The organism is Paraburkholderia dipogonis, assembly GCF_042680985.1.
Classification (GTDB): domain Bacteria; phylum Pseudomonadota; class Gammaproteobacteria; order Burkholderiales; family Burkholderiaceae; genus Paraburkholderia; species Paraburkholderia phytofirmans.
Genome location: NZ_JBHUFR010000007.1, coordinates 234593 through 255895, shown reverse-complemented (window position 1 = coordinate 255895; position 21303 = coordinate 234593). Strand labels below are relative to the sequence as shown.

The 21303-nt window shown below is 61.3% G+C and carries 20 protein-coding genes; 7 read left to right on the top strand and 13 right to left on the bottom strand.

The window, feature by feature from the left end:
• Positions 1 to 16: 16 nt before the first annotated feature.
• A complete protein-coding gene (locus ACFSNN_RS09915; RefSeq protein ID WP_134460709.1) occupies positions 17 to 1735 on the bottom strand; it encodes an FAD-dependent oxidoreductase in 1719 nt (572 codons plus the stop codon).
• 53 nt (positions 1736 to 1788) lie between these two features.
• On the bottom strand, positions 1789 to 2748 hold the full coding sequence (locus ACFSNN_RS09910; RefSeq protein WP_106300056.1) for an MBL fold metallo-hydrolase: 960 nt from the start codon (positions 2746 to 2748) through the stop codon (positions 1789 to 1791).
• A gap of 239 nt (positions 2749 to 2987) precedes the next feature.
• Here ACFSNN_RS09910 and ACFSNN_RS09905 point away from each other — a divergent pair, with 239 nt between their 5' ends.
• Together ACFSNN_RS09905 and ACFSNN_RS09900 are read left to right on the top strand one after the other, a co-directional pair.
• On the top strand, positions 2988 to 3875 hold the full coding sequence (locus ACFSNN_RS09905) for an IclR family transcriptional regulator (RefSeq protein ID WP_134460712.1): 888 nt from the start codon (positions 2988 to 2990) through the stop codon (positions 3873 to 3875).
• The gene (locus tag ACFSNN_RS09900) at positions 3872 to 4780 is read left to right on the top strand and encodes an IclR family transcriptional regulator (protein WP_134460715.1); all 909 of its coding nucleotides are present in this window, start codon (positions 3872 to 3874) and stop codon (positions 4778 to 4780) included. The genes ACFSNN_RS09905 and ACFSNN_RS09900 overlap by 4 nt, the downstream gene beginning before the upstream one ends.
• A gap of 79 nt (positions 4781 to 4859) precedes the next feature.
• On the opposite strand, the gene ACFSNN_RS09895 is transcribed toward ACFSNN_RS09900, so the two are convergent.
• The 3 genes from ACFSNN_RS09895 to ACFSNN_RS09885 form a co-directional block, all read right to left on the bottom strand.
• Positions 4860 to 5723: a MurR/RpiR family transcriptional regulator gene (locus ACFSNN_RS09895; protein ID WP_134460718.1), complete on the bottom strand. Its 864-nt coding sequence runs from the start codon at positions 5721 to 5723 to the stop codon at positions 4860 to 4862.
• Positions 5724 to 5896: 173 nt separating this feature from the next.
• Positions 5897 to 6979, bottom strand: a complete 1083-nt coding sequence (locus ACFSNN_RS09890) for an ABC transporter ATP-binding protein (protein ID WP_134460721.1) — start codon at positions 6977 to 6979, stop codon at positions 5897 to 5899.
• Positions 6980 to 7045: 66 nt separating this feature from the next.
• On the bottom strand, positions 7046 to 7819 hold the full coding sequence (locus ACFSNN_RS09885) for an SDR family oxidoreductase (RefSeq protein WP_134460724.1): 774 nt from the start codon (positions 7817 to 7819) through the stop codon (positions 7046 to 7048).
• 280 nt (positions 7820 to 8099) lie between these two features.
• Between ACFSNN_RS09885 and ACFSNN_RS09880 the strand changes: the two genes are divergently transcribed.
• The 3 genes from ACFSNN_RS09880 (at position 8100) to ACFSNN_RS09870 (ending at position 11215) form a co-directional block, all read left to right on the top strand.
• Positions 8100 to 9332, top strand: coding sequence for an ABC transporter substrate-binding protein (locus tag ACFSNN_RS09880; RefSeq protein WP_134133549.1), 1233 nt, complete (start codon positions 8100 to 8102; stop codon positions 9330 to 9332).
• 144 nt (positions 9333 to 9476) lie between these two features.
• Entirely contained in the window at positions 9477 to 10367 is an 891-nt protein-coding gene (locus ACFSNN_RS09875; RefSeq protein ID WP_134460727.1) for a carbohydrate ABC transporter permease, read from the top strand.
• On the top strand, positions 10364 to 11215 hold the full coding sequence (locus tag ACFSNN_RS09870) for a carbohydrate ABC transporter permease (RefSeq protein WP_012428987.1): 852 nt from the start codon (positions 10364 to 10366) through the stop codon (positions 11213 to 11215). Before ACFSNN_RS09875 ends, ACFSNN_RS09870 begins: the two co-directional genes overlap by 4 nt.
• Before the next feature lie 62 nt (positions 11216 to 11277).
• On the opposite strand, the gene ACFSNN_RS09865 is transcribed toward ACFSNN_RS09870, so the two are convergent.
• Positions 11278 to 11571 (bottom strand): DUF1330 domain-containing protein, encoded by a 294-nt coding sequence (locus tag ACFSNN_RS09865; RefSeq protein WP_012428986.1) that lies wholly within the window; start codon positions 11569 to 11571, stop codon positions 11278 to 11280.
• A 230-nt stretch (positions 11572 to 11801) separates the two neighbouring features.
• Here ACFSNN_RS09865 and ACFSNN_RS09860 point away from each other — a divergent pair, with 230 nt between their 5' ends.
• Complete coding sequence (locus ACFSNN_RS09860) at positions 11802 to 12467, top strand: DsbA family oxidoreductase (RefSeq protein WP_134460729.1); 666 nt, start codon at positions 11802 to 11804, stop codon at positions 12465 to 12467.
• A gap of 120 nt (positions 12468 to 12587) precedes the next feature.
• Here the strand turns inward: ACFSNN_RS09860 and ACFSNN_RS09855 are convergent, their stop codons facing one another.
• The gene (locus ACFSNN_RS09855; RefSeq protein ID WP_134460732.1) at positions 12588 to 13748 is read right to left on the bottom strand and encodes a porin; all 1161 of its coding nucleotides are present in this window, start codon (positions 13746 to 13748) and stop codon (positions 12588 to 12590) included.
• Positions 13749 to 14366: 618 nt separating this feature from the next.
• Here ACFSNN_RS09855 and ACFSNN_RS09850 point away from each other — a divergent pair.
• Entirely contained in the window at positions 14367 to 14813 is a 447-nt protein-coding gene (locus ACFSNN_RS09850; protein ID WP_134460734.1) for a Fur family transcriptional regulator, read from the top strand.
• A 145-nt stretch (positions 14814 to 14958) separates the two neighbouring features.
• Here the strand turns inward: ACFSNN_RS09850 and ACFSNN_RS09845 are convergent, their stop codons facing one another.
• The 6 genes from ACFSNN_RS09845 to ACFSNN_RS09820 form a co-directional block, all read right to left on the bottom strand.
• On the bottom strand, positions 14959 to 15543 hold the full coding sequence (locus tag ACFSNN_RS09845) for a nucleoside 2-deoxyribosyltransferase (protein ID WP_134460737.1): 585 nt from the start codon (positions 15541 to 15543) through the stop codon (positions 14959 to 14961).
• 201 nt (positions 15544 to 15744) lie between these two features.
• Positions 15745 to 16185 carry a hypothetical protein gene (locus ACFSNN_RS09840; RefSeq protein ID WP_134460740.1) on the bottom strand — a complete coding sequence of 147 codons (441 nt, stop codon included), beginning with the start codon at positions 16183 to 16185 and terminating at the stop codon, positions 15745 to 15747.
• Positions 16186 to 16455: 270 nt separating this feature from the next.
• Positions 16456 to 18147: a purple acid phosphatase family protein gene (locus tag ACFSNN_RS09835; RefSeq protein WP_134460743.1), complete on the bottom strand. Its 1692-nt coding sequence runs from the start codon at positions 18145 to 18147 to the stop codon at positions 16456 to 16458.
• 386 nt (positions 18148 to 18533) lie between these two features.
• The gene (locus ACFSNN_RS09830; RefSeq protein WP_134460746.1) at positions 18534 to 18758 is read right to left on the bottom strand and encodes a hypothetical protein; all 225 of its coding nucleotides are present in this window, start codon (positions 18756 to 18758) and stop codon (positions 18534 to 18536) included.
• 136 nt (positions 18759 to 18894) lie between these two features.
• On the bottom strand, positions 18895 to 19314 hold the full coding sequence (locus ACFSNN_RS09825) for a hypothetical protein (protein ID WP_134465505.1): 420 nt from the start codon (positions 19312 to 19314) through the stop codon (positions 18895 to 18897).
• A gap of 30 nt (positions 19315 to 19344) precedes the next feature.
• A complete protein-coding gene (locus ACFSNN_RS09820) occupies positions 19345 to 21279 on the bottom strand; it encodes a putative bifunctional diguanylate cyclase/phosphodiesterase (RefSeq protein WP_134460749.1) in 1935 nt (644 codons plus the stop codon).
• Positions 21280 to 21303: the final 24 nt, after the last annotated feature.

Below are 21303 nucleotides of genomic sequence, written 5' to 3'. Positions count from 1 at the left end.
GGCGTTCTGCGCACGTTCAAGCCGTGCCTTCGACGCACAGCGCGCGCTTCAACGCGTAGCCGACATCACCCGCATCGAGTTGCCGCCAGCGCGCGCAGACATGCTGGTCCGGACGGATCAGATAGAACGTGCCGGGTTTTGCGTCGTAACGTGCGTGAGCCAGCCCTTCGATATCGTGCGCGAGTTGCACAGCCGCCGACGTAACGGCCTGCGGATCGCCACGCGTCACCACGACGAGCTTCAACGGAATCGGCCCCGCGCGCAACGTGTCCAACGCGGTGTGAATCGACTGATCGATCCCTTGCTCGCCGCAGAACAGCACGCCGGTAAATTGCTGGCCGAGTTGCCGCAGCAGCCATTCCGGTTGTGCCGCGACTTGCACCGGTGCATCGACGCACGCCGCGCCGGGCACCATCGCCCCTCCAAACACGTCACGGTCCGCTGTATTCAGCGGAGAATCACGCAACACCGCCGGCACTGACAGCCGGCCGCTATTGGCCAATTGCCGCGCAAACGGATGATGACGCGAGAGCTTCAGCACCGCGTCGCGGAACACGCGGCTGGCAGGACTCTTCGGCGTAATGAAATCGGTGGAACGCGTGGAGTTGCGGATGTTCTCATCGGCGGCGAATTCGCGTTCGCTTGCATAGGTGTCGAGCAAAGCATCCGCGGCTTTGCCTTCGAGCACCATCGCCAGTTTCCATGCGAGGTTTTCCGCGTCCTGCACGCCGCTATTCGCGCCACGCGCGCCGAACGGAGACACGCCATGGGCTGAGTCTCCGGCGAACAACACGTTGCCGTGGCGGAAACGCTCCATGCGCAGACACGAAAACGTATAAACGCTGACCCATTCCAGCTCGAACTTCGCGTCCGGTCCGAGCAACGCGCGCACGCGCGGAATCACACGCTCCGGCGTTTTTTCGAGCACGGGATCGGCGTCCCACCCTAACTGGAAATCGATCCGCCACACGTTATCCGGCTGACGATGCAGCAGCACCGATTGATTCGGATGAAACGGCGGATCGAACCAGAACCAGCGTTCGGTCGGGAATCCCGCTTCCATCTTGACGTCGGCGATCAGGAAACGATCTTTAAACGTCACACCTTTGCTATCGAGTCCCATCAGATTGCGGATCGGACTGCGCGAGCCGTCGGCGGCGACGACATAGCGCCCGCGCAACGCGTACTCGCCATCGGGTGTATCGACCGTCAGCGTCACGCTGGCGTCGTGTGTGCCGGGCGTGCCATTTTGCTGCACGCCGACCACTTTGCTTTTCCAGCGGATCTCGAGATTCGGCATCTCCTGCGCGCGTTCGAGCAGGAAGCCTTCGACGTAGTACTGCTGCAGGTTGATGAACGCGGGCCGACTGTGGCCCGCTTCCGGTTGCAGATTGAACGTGTACACCAACTCGTCTTTCAGGAACACTTTGCCGACGTTCCAGCTAATGCCCTTCTCCACCATCCGCTGACCACAGCCGAGGCGATCGAAAATATCGAGCGAGCGCTTCGAAAAGCAGATCGCGCGCGATCCCGTGGACAACGAACAATCGTCGTCGACCAGCACGACCGGCACGCCCTGCTGCGCGAGATCGATCGCGGTGGCGAGACCCACTGGCCCCGCGCCGACCACGATCACGGGATAGGCCGCCTGTTCCGCGCCGCCCGGCGTGCTCTGTTCGCTCTGTTCACGGCACGGCTGATATTCGAACGACAGCGTCTGGTAGTTGATACTCATCTTGTGTCTCCGTCCTTCTCCGCTCTGCTGCTCTTGCTGTGCGTCTGTTCTTGTCAGGCTTGCAGCGCGTCCCACATTTCCTTGTCGCGCTGTGCGGTCCAGATGCGCGGATGCGTGATACCGCTTGCTTCATCGAAAGCACGCGAGACGTCGAACGGCAGACAGTGCTCGTAGATGAAGACGTGGCCGAACTTCGGATCCATGGCCTTGCGCGTGTGTTCCATCGCGGCCTTCAGATCGAGCTTCTGTTCGACGGCTTCGCGGCCTTGCTGCAGCAGCGTGGTGACGAAATCTTTCGTGTAATCGAGACCCTTGTTGACATCTTCCGGCGTGGTCAGCGCGGGGCCGCGGCCCGGCACAAGCTTGTCGGCTTTCAGCGCGCGCAATGCTTCGAGCGTGGCCGGCCACTGTTCGAGCTGCGCGTCGCCGCAATAGCAGGCTGCGTCGTACTCGACCAGATCGCCGGAAAACAGCACCTTTTGCGACGGCAGCCACACGACCGTATCGCCTTTAGTGTGACCCGCGCCGAGATGCGCGATGCGCACTTCGAGCTTGCCGAGGAACAGCGTCATTTCCTTTTCGAACACCAGCGTCGGCCACGTCAGGCCCGGTACCGTTTCGACGCCGGCAAACAGACGCGGGAAGCGTTCGATTTCCGACTTCATGTCCGCTTCGCCGCGCTCGACGATCATCTCGTACGTGCCGCGGCTCGCGATCACTTCCTGCGCGCCTTCCTCGAAATACGCCGACGCGCCGAGCACGCGCACCGCGTGGTAATGCGACAGCACGACGTATTTGATCGGCTTGTCCGTGACGCTGCGAATCTTCGCGATCAGGTCTTGCGCCATGGCCGGCGTGGCGGTGGTGTCGACGATCAGCACACCGTCGTCGCCGATGATCACGCCCGAGTTCGGATCGCCCTCGGCGGTGTATGCGTAGGCGTTCTCGGATAGCTTGGTCCACGTGACTTTCTTGACTTCCAGATCGGCCTGCGATGCGAATGCCTTTGCCATGTTTGTCTCCCTCAAAAGTTGGACGTGAGGCGAGACGGCCGGCTGCGCGAATGCCGCGCGGGCTGACGGTATTGGAGGATTGTCTCGCCCCGTTTCTTGACTCTATAACTGCGCCGGTGTGTCGGGGTGAATGCATCTTAGGACGGCGTCAGTTTATTTGTCAATAGCGAAATATATCGCTATACGCAAATCTTGAGAGGCCTAAGATAGGGATAGAAAGGCACGGGCTTTCGGTTAACATGGACGCTTTTTCACAGACGAGCGCGGGTGTGAGCAAAGCAGCGAAATCGGCCACGGGCAAAGGCGCGGGCGGCAGCGAGACGGCGGACGGCGGCAAGACGCAGCGCGGCATTCAGAGCGTCGAAGTGGGCGGGCGCGTGTTGCTGGCGCTCGCGCAGGCGCGCACGCCGCTCGCCTTGTCCGACCTCGCCGGCGCGGCGCAGATCGCGCCGGGGCAAGCGCACGCATATCTGGTGAGTTTGAGCCGGCTGGGTTTGATCAAGCGGGACGAGTTGTCAGGCCGCTACGAACCCGGTCCGCTGTCGTTGCGGCTCGGGTTGCTGCATCTGGAAAACCAGCCGGCGTTTCACGCCGCCGTGCCGCGCGTGGTCGCGTTGGCCGAAGCGATCGGCTTCAGCGTGGCGATCTGTATTGCCGGGCCGCAAGGGCCGACCATCGTCCGCTATGAGCATGCGGGATTTCCGTTGCACGTCAATTTGCATGTGGGCACGGTGATGTCGTTGCCGGCAACGTCGACGGGACGGGTGTTTTGCGCCTATTCGCCGCGCGAGGTGCTTGACGCAATGTGGGCGAATCAATCGGGCGCGATTGGCAGCGCCATGACAGCGTCTGACCATAGCGCCGCTTTCGAAGCGACGCTGGACGCGATCCGCGCACACGGCCTCGCGTGCAGCGTGGATGTGCCGAGTCCGGGCATCAGCAGTCTGAGCGCGCCCGTGCTGGATGCCGACGGCCGCCTGGCACTCGCGCTGACAGTGATCGGCTCGACCGGCGCAATCGACGTAGCCGCCGACGGTCCGATCGCGCGCGCACTGCTTGCGACGGCGCGCGACATCGGTGCAGAACTGGCTATCGTCCCTTCCTTGCTGGCTTCTTCCGCATCGTGACCGATTCTCTCGACACTTCTCACGTTCATTCCGCCGCCGATGCGAAGCCGCAGCGCGGCATCCAGTCGCTCGATAGCACGGGCGAATTGTTGGCTGCGCTGGTCGCGGCAGCGCGGCCGTTGAACCTGCGCGATCTTGCGGCGGCTGCGGGCATGCCGCCGGCGAAGGCGTTTCCGCATCTGGTGAGTCTGCTGAAAATCGGCTTGCTCAATCGCGATGCGTCGGGCTGTTTCGAAGCCGGGCCGCTCGCGCTGGAGTTGGGTTTGATCGGTTTGCAGCGCTTGTCGCCGACGCGTGAAGCGGAGCCCGAAGTGGTCGAACTGGCGGCGTCGACGGGCATGAGCGTCGCGATGGCGGTGCTCGGTCCGCTCGGGCCGACCGTCGTGCGTCTGGAGGAATCGGCGCGGCCGTTGCATGTGAGCCTGCGGGTCGGCACGGTGATGTCGCTGGCGAATACGGCGATAGGCCGCGTATTCGCCGCCTATGTCGCGGACGATGTGCGCGCGGGTTTGCTGGTGCAGGACCATCTGCGGTTGGCGGGGGCGGACGCGGCGGAGGTTTTTGCAGGAAAGCCGGCGCCGGCGGGCAAAGATAAAGCGGCGGGCGGCACGGACGCGGCGCTGGCATTGCCGCCGCTGACGCAAGCCTACGCGCAGCGTCTTGCGCAAATCCGCGACGATGGAATCGACACGGCGCTCAGCCGGCCTGTGCCGGGCATTGATACGCTCGCCGCGCCGGTGCTGGATCATACAGGGAGCATCTGTCTAGTTCTGGCGTTGATGGGGCCGAGCGGCAGCTTCGACAGTGAATTGGCGGGTGGGCCGGCGCGGACTTTGCGCGCCGCGACGTCGAGGTTGTCGCGACGGTTTGGGTGGCCGGGGCTTCCGAGTAATCGTTTTTTTTGAAAATAGGCCGTTTGTAATCGTTTCAAGAGCCGAATAATCAAACTGCGCGGAAAACAACGAGCTACTTCCGCGCTCTCACTCAATCCCCCGCCGCCTCCGGCTCATGCGAAGCCAGCCTTGCCTTCGCATGCCGCATCTTCTCGAGCGTCTTCGGCCCGGCCTTAAGCGCGACGCCGATCGCCAGCGCGTCCATGATGCAAAGATGCACGAGCCGCGACACGCCCGGCGTATTCGGATCGATCGGGCTCGGCACGCGCAGCAGCAACGGAATATCCACCAGCCACGCCAGCCGCGAGCCGACATTGGTCAGCGCGATCGTAGTCGCGCCACGCTCCTTGGCAATCTGAATGCTCTCGTTGACTTCAACGCTGCGGCCCGAATGCGAAATCGCGAAAGCCACATCGCCCGGTTCCATCAGGCCCGCGTAAAGACGCTGCAAATGCCCATCCGTAAACGCCGTGGATGCGATATCGAGCCGCAGAAACCGCAGCGCCGCATCTTGCGCGACCAGCCCCGAGCCCGAACCGACGCCGAAGAAGAACACCCGCCTCGCGCTCGACAACGCCGCGATCGCACTCTCGACCACCGCCGGATCCAGCGCGCCACGCGCATGCGTGATGCCGTCGACCGCCGCCTCGCCCACCTTGTCCATGAGCGTCTGCACGTCGTCGTCGCGTGCCACGGCCGTGGATGCATACGGCAACCCACCCGCCACGCTCTGCGCCAATTGCATCTTGAAGTCGCGCAGACCATGCGCGCCGATAGCGCGGCAAAAGCGCGTGACGGAAGGCTCGGACACCTCGGCGCGCTGCGCGAGGTCGGTGATGCTCGCGCGCATCGCGAAGTCGACGTCGCTCAGCACCATCTCGGCGACCTTGCGCTCCGCCGGCCGCAAATTGGCAAGTGCGCTGCGGATGTGGGGAATCAAGTTCGGTGCGGACACCCGGTGTTCCTTCAAAGCGCCCCCAGACCTGCCGCTTCGCGCCAGGCCCCCGACGGGGCGAGAAAACCTGGGGCGGCCCGGCGCATTCTCATGCGTTAAATAAATCCGCGTCGCGGCGCAGCGTCAGTGCGCCTGAGGCAAGCTCGTATCGGCCTCAAACGGCAACACGCGGTTCAGACCAGCCTGCGTCCACTCTCCGTATCGAACAGATGAATATGCTCGGCCGGCAAGCGCAGCGTGACGCGCTGGCCGGGCTCGATTTTCGAGCGCTGACGAGTCGTCACGCACCACGTGCTGCCGCCTATTTTCCCGTACAGGTGAGTTTCCGCGCCGGTCGGCTCGACCACTTCGACTTCCATCGTCGCGTCCGGTGTCTGCGTCATGGTTTCGATGTGTTCCGGCCGCACGCCGAGCGTGACCTTCGCGCCGGCCACCGCCGACGCGGGCGCACCTTCCAGCACGATCTCGCCGCCACCCGTGAGATTCAGCGCGAGGCCCTGACCTTGCGCTCGGCTCGCGATCACGCCTTCGGCAAAGTTCATCGACGGCGAGCCGAGAAAACTCGCCACGAACAGATTCGCCGGATGGTCGTACAGTTCGAGCGGCCGGCCGATCTGCTCGATCCGCCCCGCGTTCATGACGACGATGCGGTCCGCCATCGTCATGGCTTCGATCTGATCGTGGGTGACGTAGATCACCGTATTCTTCAGCCGCTGATGCAGCGCCTTGATTTCGGTGCGCATCTGCACGCGCAGTTTGGCGTCGAGATTGGACAGCGGTTCGTCGAACAGGAACAGCGACGGCTCGCGCACCACCGCGCGGCCCATCGCCACGCGTTGCCGTTGGCCGCCCGAGAGCGCGCGCGGCAAACGGTCCAGATAGCCGCCGAGGTTCAGCATCTTCGCCGCGGCTTCAATCCGCGGCTTGAAACTCGCCGACGACTCCTTGCGAATCCGCGGCCCGAACGCAATGTTTTCGTAGACGGACAGATGCGGATACAGCGCGTAGCTCTGGAACACCATCGAGATATTGCGCTGCTGCGGCGCGAGACTGTTCGCGCGCGTGCCGCCGATCATCAGATCGCCGCCGCTGATTTCCTCGAGCCCCGCCACCATGCGCATCAACGTGCTCTTGCCGCAGCCCGACGGGCCGACCAGCACGACGAACTCGCCGTCGTCGATGTCGAGATCGATGCCGTGCACCACTTGCGTGTCGCCATAGCGTTTGAAGATGCCGCTCAGTTGCACTGCTGCCATGCTGTCCTCACCGTCTTGCTTCGTTGACTCGATCTCGGGCTGCTCTTACGCGTTGCTTCTGGCCGTTCAGAGCGACTCGAGCGTCAGTTCTTCCGCCATCAAACGGTTGCCGGCCATCAGGCCGCCGTCGACCGGCAGAGCGACGCCGGTAATCACGCGCGCCATCGGCGAGGCCAGAAACAGCACCGCGTCGGCGATGTCGTCAGGCGTCGCGAAGTCGCGCAACGGGTACCACTTTTTCAGATCTTCGAAGACTTGCGGGTTCTTGTCGACGCGCGCCTGCCACGCCTGCGTCTTCACGGTGCCCGGGCACACGATGTTCGCGCGAATGCCGTAGCGGCCGAGTTCGAGCGCGAGCGCTTTCGTATAACTGATGAGCCCGGCCTTCGCCGCGCTGTACGCCGGATGACCGAGCGCGGCCATGCCGTTCACTGAACCGATCAGCACCAGCGCGCCCCGCTGCCGCTCGATCATCGACGCGCGCACCGCTTCAACCGTGTGATACGTGCCGTTCAGATTCAGATGGATGTCGCGCTGCCAGCTCGCGACATCGGTCGTGGCGAGCGTGAGACCTTCTGCCGCGCCCGCGTTGGCGACCAGCACATCCACCGGGCCGCGCAGTTCAACTGCGGCGGCCACCGCTTGCTGCACTGCGGCGGCGTCGCCGAGATCGACCGCGATCGGCGTGACGTGCGCCTCGCCGAGCTGCGCGCTCAGAGCCTTCAGCGCGGCGGCGTCGATGTCGAGCGCCAGCACCGTATCGCCCTGCTCCACGAAGCGCTTGCACAACACGCTGCCGATGCCGCCGCAAGCGCCCGTTACCAACACCACACGACTCATTGTCCGCCTCGCTGTTCAACCACGCGGCCAGCCCGGATTAGCGTGTAAATTTCCTACAAATCCGCAATCGCCGCAGTTGCCTAGTCATCCCGAAGATTGGGTATCCGTGACATCACATTGCGCAGAATATCCCTGCTTTACAGCATCTTAAGCACAAAACCGGCTGGCAAAAAATATGGCAGACCCTACGTGACAAGCTATTTTGCGTCATGTAGGATTTTTTCAAACAATTTAACCCGAAGCGGCCGGCGACGGCAGCAAACCATCCCAGGAGAGAGAAATGTCGTTGCATGCCCGTGCTTCCCTCGCGCTAGGCAAAGTTGCCGTGGCGCTCGCGTTTGCAGGTATCGCCGTCGCGGCTCACGCCGACACGGTTCGCGTGACCGTCGCGCACTACAGCGACGCGACCGCGCCGTACTTCGAAAAAATGGCCCGCAACTTCGAGAAGGCCAATCCCGGTACGACGATCAAGATCGAAGACGTAAACTGGGACACGCTGCAACAGAAACTGCAAACGGACATTTCCGGCAACGCCAACGCCGACCTCGCGATCGTCGGCACGCGCTGGCTGCTCGACTTCGTGAAGGACGATGTCGCCGAGCCGCTCGACGGCTACATGGACGCGAACTTCAAGAGCCGCTTCATCGGCCCGTTCCTCGCTCCGGGTGAAATCAATGGCAAGGTGTACGGCCTGCCGATCGCCGCTTCCGCGCGCGGGCTGTACTACAACAAAGACCTGCTCGCCAAGGTCGGCTATCCCGACGGTCCAAAAACCTGGAACGACGTGATCGAGGCGTCGAAGAAACTCAAGGCACAGGGCATTGCCGGCTTCGGTCTGCAAGGCAAGGAAATCGAAACCGACGTCTACTATTACTACGCCCTGTGGACCAACGGCGGCGACGTGGTCGGCAAGGACGGCAAGGCGGCCTTCAATTCGCCAGCGGGCATCAAGGCAGCCACGCTGTACAAGACGATGATCGACCAGGGCCTGACGCAACCGGGCGTAACCGGCTACAGCCGTGAAGACGTGCAGAATCTGTTCAAGCAAGGCCGCGTCGCGATGATGATCTCCGCGCCGTTCCTCGCCAAACAGATCAAGAAGGAAGCACCGAACCTGAAGTACGGCATCGATCCGATTCCGATGGGCACGACGCACGCTACGTACGCCGTGACGGACTCGATCGTGATGTTCAAGAACTCGAAGGTGAAGAAGTCGGCATGGAAGTTCCTCGACTATCTGTTCACGAAGGAACCGCGCGTAGAGTTCACCACGACCGAAGGTTTCCTGCCGACCACCAAGGCTGAGGCGACCGATCCGGCATTCAACGATCCGGACACTAAGGCCTTCGTCGCGCTGCTGCCGACCGCTCACTTCGCGCCGACCGTGACCGGCTGGGAAGACACCGCGAAGGCCGTGACCGATGCAATGCAGTCGATTTATTTGGGCAAGGCGAAACCGGCCGACGCATTGAACGCGGCGGCCACCCAAGCTAACAAGTCGCTCGGCAAGTAACACGCGCAGTCTCGCAGTGATCTGCTGAACCCGCAACGCGCGCCGCCCCTGCAAAGGCGGTGCGCGTTTCGGTCGTAATGCACTATCCGGCCCATCCCGTCGCGCCCGCCCATCAATGCGGATGCGTCTTACGATCGAGCACGCATGAGCCGCTCCGCTTCTTCGCGCCTGCAAGCGCCCTGGTTGCTGATTGCGCCGAGTCTGGTACTGGCGCTTTTTATCATCAGCTATCCGATTTTCAACATCGTGTGGCAATCGTTGCACGAGGTCTCGCGCTTCGGCGCGATTCGCGATTTCACTGGTCTGCAGAATTTCTACACGATCTTCAGCGACCCCGCGTTTCTTGCCGCCGCGAGGCGAACCCTTGTCTGGACTGTGTGCGTGGTGGGCGGCACGGTGCTGATCTCGGTGCCCGTTGCTCTGGTGCTGAACCAGGATTTCTACGGGCGCGGTGTGGCGCGCACGATCGTCATGCTGCCGTGGTCCGTGTCGCTGACCATGACCGCCGTGGTCTGGCGCTGGGCCTTCAACGACGACTACGGCATGGTCAACGTCACGTTGCAGCGGCTCGGCCTGATCAGTGGTCCGATTCATTGGCTGGCCACGCCGGAGCTCGCGTTTCCGGTCGAAATCGCGGTTGGCATTCTGGTGTCGGTTCCATTTACGGTGACGATTCTGCTAGGCGGTTTGTCCTCCGTGCCCGGCGATATTTATGAAGCCGCGCGCATGGACGGCGCAAGCGCCTGGCAGCAGTTTCGCAAGCTCACCATGCCGCTGCTGCGGCCGTTCATCAACATGACGATTCTGTTGAACGTGATCTACGTGTTCAACTCGTTTCCGATCATCTGGGTGATGACGCAGGGCGGCCCTGACAACAGCACGCACATTCTCGTCACGTATCTTTATGAACTCGGCTTCCGGCTCGGGCGTCCCGGGGAAGCCGCGGCGGTGTCGCTGATCATGCTCGTCATGCTGTTCATTTTCTCGATCGCCTATCTGCGCCTGCAGCCCGCGAAAGAAGGAGATCCGTCATGAGTCTCAGCGTCAAGATGAAGCGCTCGCTGTGGTGCTGGCTCGCGTTGTCGCCGCTGGTGGTCGTGGTGCTGTTTCCGTTTGCCGTCATGCTGTTCACCGCGTTGAAGCCGGCTTCCGAGATTTTTGTGTACCCGGCGCGCTGGTTGCCCGTGCATTGGCAGTGGAGCAATTTCTCCGATATGTGGGTGGCGGCGAATTTCGGCGTGGCGCTGCGCAATAGCACGGTGATCAGTTTGCTGTCGACCGCGCTTGCGCTGGCTGTCAGCTTGCCGGCGGCGTATGCATTGGCCAGATTCCCGTTTCGCGGACGCGGGCTTTACCGTCAGTTTCTGCTCGTCACGCAGATGTTGTCGCCGATTCTGCTCGTGGTCGGCCTGTTCCGGCTGGCAGCGATGATTCCGTATGGCGACGGCAACCTGGTCGACTCCAAGATCGGCGTGATCGTCTCTTACGCGGCCTTCAATATCGCGTTTGCCGTGTGGATGCTGTCCTCGTACTTTCAGACCGTGCCGCGGGATCTGGAAGAGTCGGCGTGGCTCGAAGGGTGCGGACGGACCAAGGCGGTCTTCAAAGTGTTCCTGCCGCTTGCCGTGCCTGCGATCGTCGTCACCGCGATCTTCACGTTCATCAACGCGTGGAACGAGTTTGCCGTGGTCTATACCTTGATCCGCTCACCCGAGAACAAGACGCTGACCGTGCAGGTGACCGACATGGTCGCCGGGAAATACGTGGTCCAGTGGCATCTGGTGATGGCGGCCACGCTCTGCGCGACGTTGCCGGTTTCCGTGGTGTTCGCGTGGTTGCAGAGGTATCTGGTGAAAGGGCTCGCGTTGGGCGCCGTGAAATAGATGCCGGGGCAAGCGCGAAACTGCATGAGCAGGTCGCGCTCGCCGTATCTTTCGCTTTCGTGTTACTCCGTGCCGCGCACAATCCGCAGATCGCGCTCGACGCCGTCGCCCAATGCCGCCAGCGCCTTCTTGTAGAGTTCGCTGTCGTAAGCGGCGATGGCGGCTTCGTAGGTCGGAAACTCGATTACGACCGTCCGCTCCTTCAAGCCTTGCTCACGCGCCTCTTCCGCTGCGCCACGCACGATGAACTTGCCGCCGGCAGCCGTCACCGCGGGTACCGCAAGCTGCGCGTACGCGGCCAGTTTGGTTGCGTCCTTCGTCGCGCGATATGACGTCACCCAATATCCCTTGCTCATTTGAAGCTCCTTTCAACGTTGGAAAAGCAGTCGTTATCGTGCACGACGGCGAAGAGGGATTATGACGCCTGCCGGCACCCCTATTGCCCGCGTGGCCAATGGCTCCAACTGCGGCAGGTGAATTGTAAGACGCCGGCTCGCGTTCCGTCACGAGGGCAGTCCTGCAAATACCGGCAATACGGGTTACGCTGTCTGCGGATTTCGTTTTGACACAGGACCGGAACACAGCAATGACCCAAGCGCTAACAATCGATTTTGTCTCCGATATCGCATGCCCGTGGTGCGCGATCGGCCTCTCCTCGCTCCAACGCGCGCTCTCGCGTCTTGGAGACGCCGTCGACGCGCAAATCGTCGTGCATCCGTTCGAATTGAATCCGGACATGGGACCGGACGGCGAGACCATTGTCGACTATCTCAGCAAGAAATATGGCCGTACGCCGGAGCAGATCGCCGAAACGCAGGCCGCGATCCGCGAGCGCGGTGCGAGCGTCGGTTTTACTTTTGGCCCGCGTACCCGCGTGTACAACACCTTCGACGCGCACCGTCTGTTGCATTGGGCGGGCATCGAGGGCAAGCAGTTGGCGCTCAAGTCGGCGCTGCTGCAGGCCTATCACTCTGACGGCAAAGACCCGAGCGATCACGAAGTGCTGATCGAAGCCGCGCAGTCCGTTGGGCTGGATGCCGTGAAGGCGCGTGACGTACTGCAAAACGGAACCTATGCTGCCGAAGTTCGCGCGGAGGAGCGGAATAACGAGGCAATGGGTATTCAGTCGGTGCCGGCCATTATCTTTAACCGTCGCTACCTGGTGAGCGGCGGACAGCCTGTCGAAACTTTCGAGCAGGCCATTCAGCAGATTCTGGCCGAGGCGGAGAACGAGAGCTCACAGGACACGTAACGCAGAGCGTCGTGCCCTGATCGTTCCGATCACTCAAGCTTTAGAGCAACAAGCTCGCATGACAACGCATGCCCTGCAAAAACAGAGCATGCGTGTTCACATCGCTCAACGCGAGCCTGCTTAGAACGCGTGACGCATGCCCACGGTGACCGCTACTTGCGAGTTGGTCGCGGACGGTGACAACGTGTTGATCATGGCATGCGAGAGGACGGAGTCCGCAGGCGCACCGTGCACGTTCTGATAGACGCCTTCGAGATAGAAGTCCGTGCGTTTGCTGATCGAGTAGTCGGTTTGCAGCATGGCCGTGTTCCATCCCGGCGACGAACCGTTATACGCGCCATGTGTGTACGTGTACGCGCCGGAAACGCTCAACGCCGGCGTAAGCGCGTACTTTGCGTTCACCTCGTAGTTGTCGAGCCGCAGCGAACCGCCCAGCGATCCCGCGGACGTATCGCCCGAACCGAGGTAGCTGCCCGTGCCGAACGAGAACACGCCCGACGCGTTGTCGATCTGAGCGTGGCTCCAGACTAGCCCGACGGTGGCCGGTCCGAACGTGTAGTTACCACCCAGCGACCAGATACGCTGGCGTTGTGCGAGGAAGTTCGCGCTTGCATCGCCCGAAGTCACCGCGCCGCTGCCATTGCCCGCGTTGTTCAGTTGCAGATAGCCGGCGGCAAGATTCACCGGACCTTGCGCATACGAAACGCCGAAACCGTAAGAGCGGTTATTCCCAAAGTCACCTGCCTTGTTGCTGAACGAGTACATCGTTTCGAACGTAACGCCGCGGTAAGTCGGGCTCGCGTACTTGACCGAGTTGTTGATCACGACGGAATTCGCAGCAAGATTGTCGTTTTCGAACGGATGCGCGGCCATGCTGCCGCCCCACGTGTTGAACTCCGCCGTGAGCGGTCCGACGAGATCGTTCATCACGTCGAACTGGCGGCCGAACGTCAACGTGCCGTACGGATCGCTTTGCAGGCCGACCCATGCCTGAGAACCGAAACCGTCGCCGGAGAATGCCTGCGCTCCGTTGTTCAGCAGGAAACCTTGCTCCAGTTTAAAGACCGCGTGCAGGCCGCCACCCAGATCCTCTGAGCCCTTGAGACCGAAGACCGTGTTCTGGGTCGAACTGCTCACTACCTGCCAGTTGCTATGCCCAAACTGATTGTTCGTGTAAACCAGTCCCGTATCGATGAGGCCGTAGAGCGTCACGCTACTTTGCGCGTGCGCCGACATCGCAAATGCGCCGAAGAGCGCGGCCGCGAGTAAAGATTTTTTCATACTTGTTGGCTCCGTGATCAAGCGGTAATTGAGGGTATCAATTGCTCTTTCCACCAGCGCCGTGAACACGCATGCAATACATTTACAACCGTTGTTGCGCAAACTGCGAGAAGCATAAGTAATTATTGGATGTTATTGCGCGACACGTCTTTTCAATGGCTATGCCAAAGCGTGCGCTTATCTTTTGCATGGTTTCAAGTCGGCTCAGTCGGCATGTGCTAGCCAGCGCGGCGAAAACGAGCCCCCCGATCATAGGGCGATGAAAATAAATGCGGTGTCAAAAAATAAGCGGCGTGGCGTCGAAAGAACAATGAGGGGCCGAAGCTTAACGCGTTGCGGCGTGTGCCGGAAGTCAGTGTGGCGCGATATTAACGACAAAAGTCGCGCGAAAGGAATACGTAATTTAACTGAAAAAACTCGTTTGAGTTCATCGATTCGTGTTCGTTTAATGCTTCCAGATACTGCCGCTTAAGGTTCTCTTAAGGGACCGGCTTACATAGTTCGGCCACTCGCGGTTCGTCTTGTCGAAACAGCACGACGTGATTCCCGACGACTTCTTCCTGGTGGCGACCTGGTATTCAGCGGGTCGGCCGCCGCTTCTCCATTGCCACGGCATCCATGAACATTCATAGAATTCTGGAGCGCGCCCGCCTGCGGCCCACGTTCCCACGAGTCCTGGTGCTGGAGTTTTTTCAAGAGCACGCTCGTGAACACTTCACGGCCGAACAGGTCTATAAGCTTCTCAACGAGGACATACGCAACATGAGTGTCGCCACGGTCTATCGTGTGCTCGGTCAACTTGTGGATGCGGATCTATTGTCTGGGGTGGCCTTTGGCGACGGCCGCATGGTCTACGAACTGAATGATGGAACCCGGCACGATCACCTCGTTTGCACGGTCTGCGGTCGAATCTATGAGTTCTTCGATGCGGAAATCGAGGCGCGACAGCAGTCTGTCGCGAACAGCCTCGACTTCACGGTGACGGGACGTCAGTTGGTTCTGTTCGGCATGTGTGCCGACTGTAGAAAGAGCGGCGCGAAGGCAAATGCCGTAGTGAGAAGATAGAGATTCGCGACGCTGCTTATTAGCTCATACTTGCGCCGCGGGAGCTTCTGCCTCTGCGGCTGTTGCGGCTGCGAACGCTCGGAAGTTCGCCGGCTTGGTAAAGGCGAGATACTGTTTGTAGCGCCTGACTTGCAGGCACCGAGGCTTATGGTCTTTTGAAGGCGCTATACAGCGTCTTAGCAAGCGCGCTCAACTCACCACCGCTCTCGCAAAGCGAGGCGATCTCCGCACCGCTTTCCAGCGTCCGTTCCACTCTGCCACTCCGATCACGCTTGATCGCGCCCAGAACAGCCTGCGGCAGCGCGGACAGTTGGTCGACCACGTCGAAATCGCCTAAGCCCGTGAGCATGGGATTGTCGGAGCCGCTAAGCATGGACCGTGCGTCAGCCTTGAAGAGCACGAGCGGTTTGCCCGCATGCCATGCCACCGACGCTTCGACAACCGTGCCTTCATCGGCAACGCGGCCGTTGAGGTTGGCGACGACCACATCGCAACGCCTGAGCAACTGATACGTATCCAGACTGAAGATGGCGCGGTCGAGCATGTCCGCGGCTTCTTCAACCGACGCGCCGAGCTTCTCGAGTTCCGGCTTCAGCTTCGCGAACTCCAGACCGTCACGATGCGGAAGAAATGTGGTCAAACCCGCAGCCTCCAGCGTGGCTGCAATCGAATCCATTTCGGTTCGTTCGGCTGCGTTGAAGAGCGGACCCGCGCAATACACTCGTGGCATCTTTATTCGTCTCCTGAGGACGGAGAAATCGTGAAGTATTCTCGCAACGCGCGTCGGCATGCGACTGCGCTGCGAGGACCGTTTACGATAACCGTCGAGGAAGCAAAGTCAATGCAGAGCGTCCGCCAACTTATTGCCCCGCATATGCGGCGCGCAGACAAGTACCTGCGCTACGCACTACGCCGCCGTCTCAGGCTCCGCTCAGTCGTAATGCCGATGCTTGTGATGACGCTTGCCCGACCGGCCGCCGCGGGAATAGTCGTCGGCGTAGGAGTTGGAGCGCGAGATGTTGCCGCCGAGCGCCGAACCCGCGCCGCCGCCCAAGGCTGCGCCCACGAGGCCACCGCCGCGGCCGCCCATCGCATTGCCGGCCGCCGTGCCCGCGCCGCCGCCCAGCGCGCCGCCAATGATGGCACCCGTGCGTTCCCTGCGGTTCGACGTGACCGCGCCGCCAGCGCCGCCACCCACTGCGCCGCCGAGCACGGCGCCCGTACTGCCGCCTACCGCGCCGCCCAGCGCAGCGCCAGCGACGCCACCGAGCGCGCCACCCAGCGCGTTGTTCATATCGCCGGCCATTGCCGACAACGACGCCGAAGCCGTGAGCGCTGCAACGGCAACAATCTTGAGGATTCTCATCGACATAAAAGCTCTTTCATTGATGTTGACGGCGCCGAGTATAACCGCGCTTTTGAAAGGCTTTTGTAACCACGTCAGGCTACATCGGTAAGACGTGTAACAAAATGATCGAAGGGACGAGAGCGGAGGCTTTTATTGCTTCAAGCCAAAACATGAATAGAAGCTCGTCCATTGCTTCCTGGATATCCATCGGATAGCTAATTATATTGATTGTCGCGCCGACGATACGGGCGAGCTGTCCGTAGACCGGCAGCCCGCCAACCGCTCATTCGAACCTTATCCGCGCCGCTTCTTTTTTAGCTCGACGGTCTCGAACAATTCGTAGTTTTGCGTCGGCACTTGATCCGCGCCGGGCGCGTGATAGTAGTTCATCGTGATCGTGGTCTCGCCGCCCGGATGCCCCGGATCATGATCGAACACCGCGATCCCATAACCGGTGCCGGTATCGCGTTGCGCCGACCAGATCGCGTCTTCCACGGCGTCCGCGCTCGCGCGCACGAAAGTCCCGGCCGTCGCGCCGGCCACCGGGCGGTTGGGACGCGTGAAAATACGCGCCTGCGGCAGCCCCGTGCCGGCATCCACGCCATAGACATCCAGCGGCGCGCTCGTGCCGCCGCCGCCGAGAATCAGGTGAATCGTGCCGTGGCTCGTATCGAACGTCGATGCGCCCGACGACACCGCCGACATCACCGGTTTCGGCTGCAACGTATCCACCGGCCGGCCCGTTGCGATGTCGGTGCCCTTGTTGTGGTTGCAACCGCGCACGGGGTAGCTGCGCTCGTAGTCATGATCGTGACCGCACAGCACCAGGTCCACGCCGTAGCGATCGAACAGCGGCAACCACGCCTCGCGGATGCCCTTATCGGACCCGTTGCCGGTCTTCGACGAACTCAGCGCGTCCTGATGCATCTGCACGATGATCCAGTCGACCTCGTCGTCTGCGGCGGCATGTTGCAGTGTCTTCTCGAGCCAGCGCGTCTGCTCGCCGGCGCTATAGCCGCGCACATAGAGCGACGTGCCGGGTTGAATGGGCGGATTGCCGGTGCTCGCAACCGGCACCAGCGGATCAGGGCCGGCAACGAACGCGGCCGCGTCCTGATAGACGACGTCGTCGGCATCGAGCGAAACGAACAGCACGGAGCTGACGCGGAAGCTGTACCAGCGGCCCTGAAAGCGCGTGTGATTGTCCGGCAGCGTATAGCGCGCGAGATACGAAGCGAGGCCTTGTTCGCCATTGTGAAACTCGAGCTCGTGATTGCCCGGACACGGCATCCACGGCCGGTTCGACGCGGACGTCTGGCAGTTGTTGCCGAAGTCGCGCCACACCTCCGGCTGGTGCGTCGGATTCAGATTGGCGTAGCACAGGTCGCCGTTGAGCAGGTGAAACAGCGGCTGAAAGCGCTCGACCGCCTGCACCGCGAAGCGGCTTTGCGGCGACGACAAAACCCAACCTGTATTCGGCGTCGCGAGATCGCCATAGCTGGTCCAGCGAAACGGCGCACGCCCGCGCGGCGCCGTACGGAAACTGGCCGTGAAGGGTTGCGCCGCGTTGCTGTCGTTGTCGGCGCTCACCTCGTATTCGTAGCTCGTATCGGGTTTCAGGTCTCGCAGACGCGCGTGATACGTGAACACGACCTCGCCGTTGAGGCCATCGGTATAGGTGCTTTGGACGCCATGCACCGTATGTTTCCCCTCGCGTGCGCCGCTCACGCGCACCTGCGGGTTGACCGCCGGCGCAAGCGACGCCCACGACACCGTGACCTCGCGGGTCGGATCGTTGCCCCAGGTCAGATGGACCTGCTCCGGTGTGCCGTCGGGTACGCTGTTCGCCGCGCGCGCGGCCGATGAAAGCGTGCCCGCCGCCGTGGCGAGACTGGACGCGCCGGCCAACTTCAGGAACCCACGACGCGAGACGATGGAAGCGCCTTGATCGGTCGGCGAAGCCTTAGCGATTTTTGTGTTCGACATGTCTGGTGTTGTTGTACGGGGGTGGAAGGACGCCGACGCGCAGGCCGGGCACACCGCGTTCTTCGTGAACGGCGAGTGCGCTGGAAACCGGCGCGCAACGGAGACGACCAGCCATCGTAGTCGCCAGGCTATGACACTCAGATGAAACCGCGTGAAGCGCGAAGCGTTCACCCCATTCGAAGCGCAAGGGCGCGGCGACGACACGCGATGATTCGATGGTGAACGACGAGCGAGTTTCGCGTTGAATACCGGTGTGTACCGAGCGAACGCCGGGCAACGGCAAATGCAGAGAATGAACGGACAATTGACGACACTCAGAGCAAAGCGCCGGATTTGCCGGCGCATGGATTCCATCGTGGATCATGCGACCGGCGGCAAAGCATCACTCAAGTCTGCGGATTCGTGTCGTCCGTAGGCTGGGCGTTGTCGGCGACGTCCTGCTTGTCGTCGTCTTTCTTTTCGATCATTGATTCCAGCTTGCCGGCGCCTTCAAAACCGGCGATAGCGGCGATGCCTTTGGTTAGCAAACCCGCTTCCGGATCCACTTTTTCTGCTGCTTCAACGGCGGCGATCGCGCCCGCGATTTTTCCTGCTTCGTCCAAGAGTCCCATGTCGCTCTCCTCGAGAAAAAGTGAGCTTGCATCGTCTCATGAACTTGGCGTGTTGTCGTCAAATGTAAAACCGAAATGACGATTGGCTGACACCGCTGAAAGGAACGATGAACATTACGTTTGGTAAGTGTCGCGTCTATCGTTGGGGCGGCTGCGGGTTATTCGCCGGGTTGGTATCGAATCGTAAGACGCGCTGTATTCCGTCTTCACGGATCAACTGCAATAGTTCGTTCTCCAAGATATCGGCGACTTCTTTACCGTAGACTTCGCCGCCATTCACATAGACCGTAAACGAGCGCATGTACTTCGCTTTCTTCTCCGGGTTCTCGATCGTCTCGCGGGTCCACTGATAGAGCGGATAGTTTTCTGTGCCCTCGCGTTCTGCTTCGCTCACATAGTCGGCGAATGCATCGAACTGGCATTTCAACGTCGCGTCGTGCCTGCGCAGAACATCACAGAGTGCTGCATGCGAAGCACATGTCGGGTCAGCATGTAACGTATCGGCCAATTCCGGCGAGACAGTAATTCGCAACTGAAATTGCAAGCCAGGTTCCATAGTCGCCTCGGTGTCGGCATGCATGAACGCTCATTCTTTATCCGCGGAATGCGCGGCGACCTTTTCTTCGAGCCGCGCAATCTCGTGGCTTTGCACCGGCTTGCCGAGCAGAAAGCCCTGGGCGTGCGTGCATCCGCATAGGCGCACGAAATCCAGCTGCTCTTGCGTCTCGATGCCTTCCGCCGTGGTCGGTATGCCGATCTCCCGCGCCAGCGCGACGATCCCGCGCACTACTGCCGCCGATTCTCGACGATGCACGGACTCCTTGACGAACGAGCTATCGATCTTGAGCTTGTCGAACGAAAAGCGCACGAGCGTCGACATGGTCGAAAAGCCGGTGCCGAAATCGTCGAGTGCGAGACCGATGCCTAACGCACGCAGCCTGCCGACGTTGCGCCGGGTCACGACATCGTCGTTCAGCAGCACCGTTTCCGTGACCTCGATATTCAGGCGCTGCGGCGGAAGCTTCGTCTTGCGGAGAATCGCCGAAACGGTCGAAGCAAACGACTCCTCCCGCAATTGCACGGGCGATACATTCACGGCGACGGTGACTTTGTCTCGCCACGTCACCGCTTCCTTGCACGATTGCAGCAGAGCCCACTCGCCCAAGGACAGAATAAGGCCTGTACGTTCGGCGGTGGGAATGAACGCGGAAGGCGACAGTTCGCCGCGCGTGGGATGGGTCCAGCGCATCAGCGCCTCGCGACCGGACACCGCACCGCTGCTGAGATCGACGATGGGCTGGTACTCCATGCGCAAACCGCTGAACGAATGCAGCGCGCCTTCCAGATCGCTGCGCAGAAGGCTCAGGCTTTCATCCGACGCGTGCTTCGCCGCGTCGAAAATAGCGAATGCGCTTTTTCCGCTGCGTTTCACGGCATACAACGCGCGATCGGCGCAAATCAACAGTTGCGGGCCGGTTTTCGCGTGATCCGGATAGAGCGAGACACCCACGCTCGCGCCGATATGCACCAGCGCCTCGCGCAGCGCGAACGGACGCGCCAAAGTCTTCACGATGCGGTCCGCCAGAATGCGGACGTCGCGAGTCTGCCCCGTGCCATCGGAAAGCGCCACGAATTCATCGCCGGCCAGGCGTCCGACGAGGTCGCCGCTCGGCAACACTTCACGCAAGCGAATTGCCGCTTCCTGAAGGATCTGATCGCCGGCGGCATGGCCCAGGCTGTCATTGATGGCCTTGAATCCATCCAGATCGATCAGTAGAACAGCGAACGATTGGTCTTTGCGCAGCGCGCCCATCTCCGTGCGTTCGAGCAGCAGTTCACTGATACGCGCGCGATTGGGCAAACCGGTAAGGCTGTCGTGATGGGCGAGCCGGTGGCTGTTTTCCCGCGCCAGAAGCAACGCAACCGTGTCGCGATTGCTGCGCAGCGCAACCGTAAAGAAGCCGGCGGCGCAGAACGGCGCCTGGAACAGCAGCACCAGTTTGCCGGAGCCCGGCGACAGCGCTGCCCCGACAGCCAGCAACCCGAGAATGAACGTGATCTGCAGCAATACGAGCCGAGGGGTACCCGCATTACGGCCGGCCAATCCGCCAATAACGCCCACGGCGCAAACGTTGCCAAGCAGGAACAGTGTCTGGTCTCCACTGATATTGCACAGCAACGTGCCGTAGCCGAACAGCAGGCTCCAGAGAAGGCTCGCGAACAGAAACGCGGAGGTAGGAGTCGGCTGACCGTTGGCGCTGCGCGAGCAGCACAACCAGATCAATGCGAGCCGGGAAATCAGCAATGCAACAACGGCGCTGCCCCAGCTCGCGTAAAGAGCCTTGGGATAAAGGTAGTAAGCGGTGGCGCAGACGCTGATTTCACAGATCGACGCGAACACGATCGACGCGGTTCGCGTGAACAGATTGGCGAGCAGTATCTGGCGATTATCCGCGCTCAGATCCTGAGAGGAAGAGACGACCCACTTGAAAAATGGAGACCTTGGTTCGCTGAAAGCCATGACCTACGCATTTTTAATGGTTGA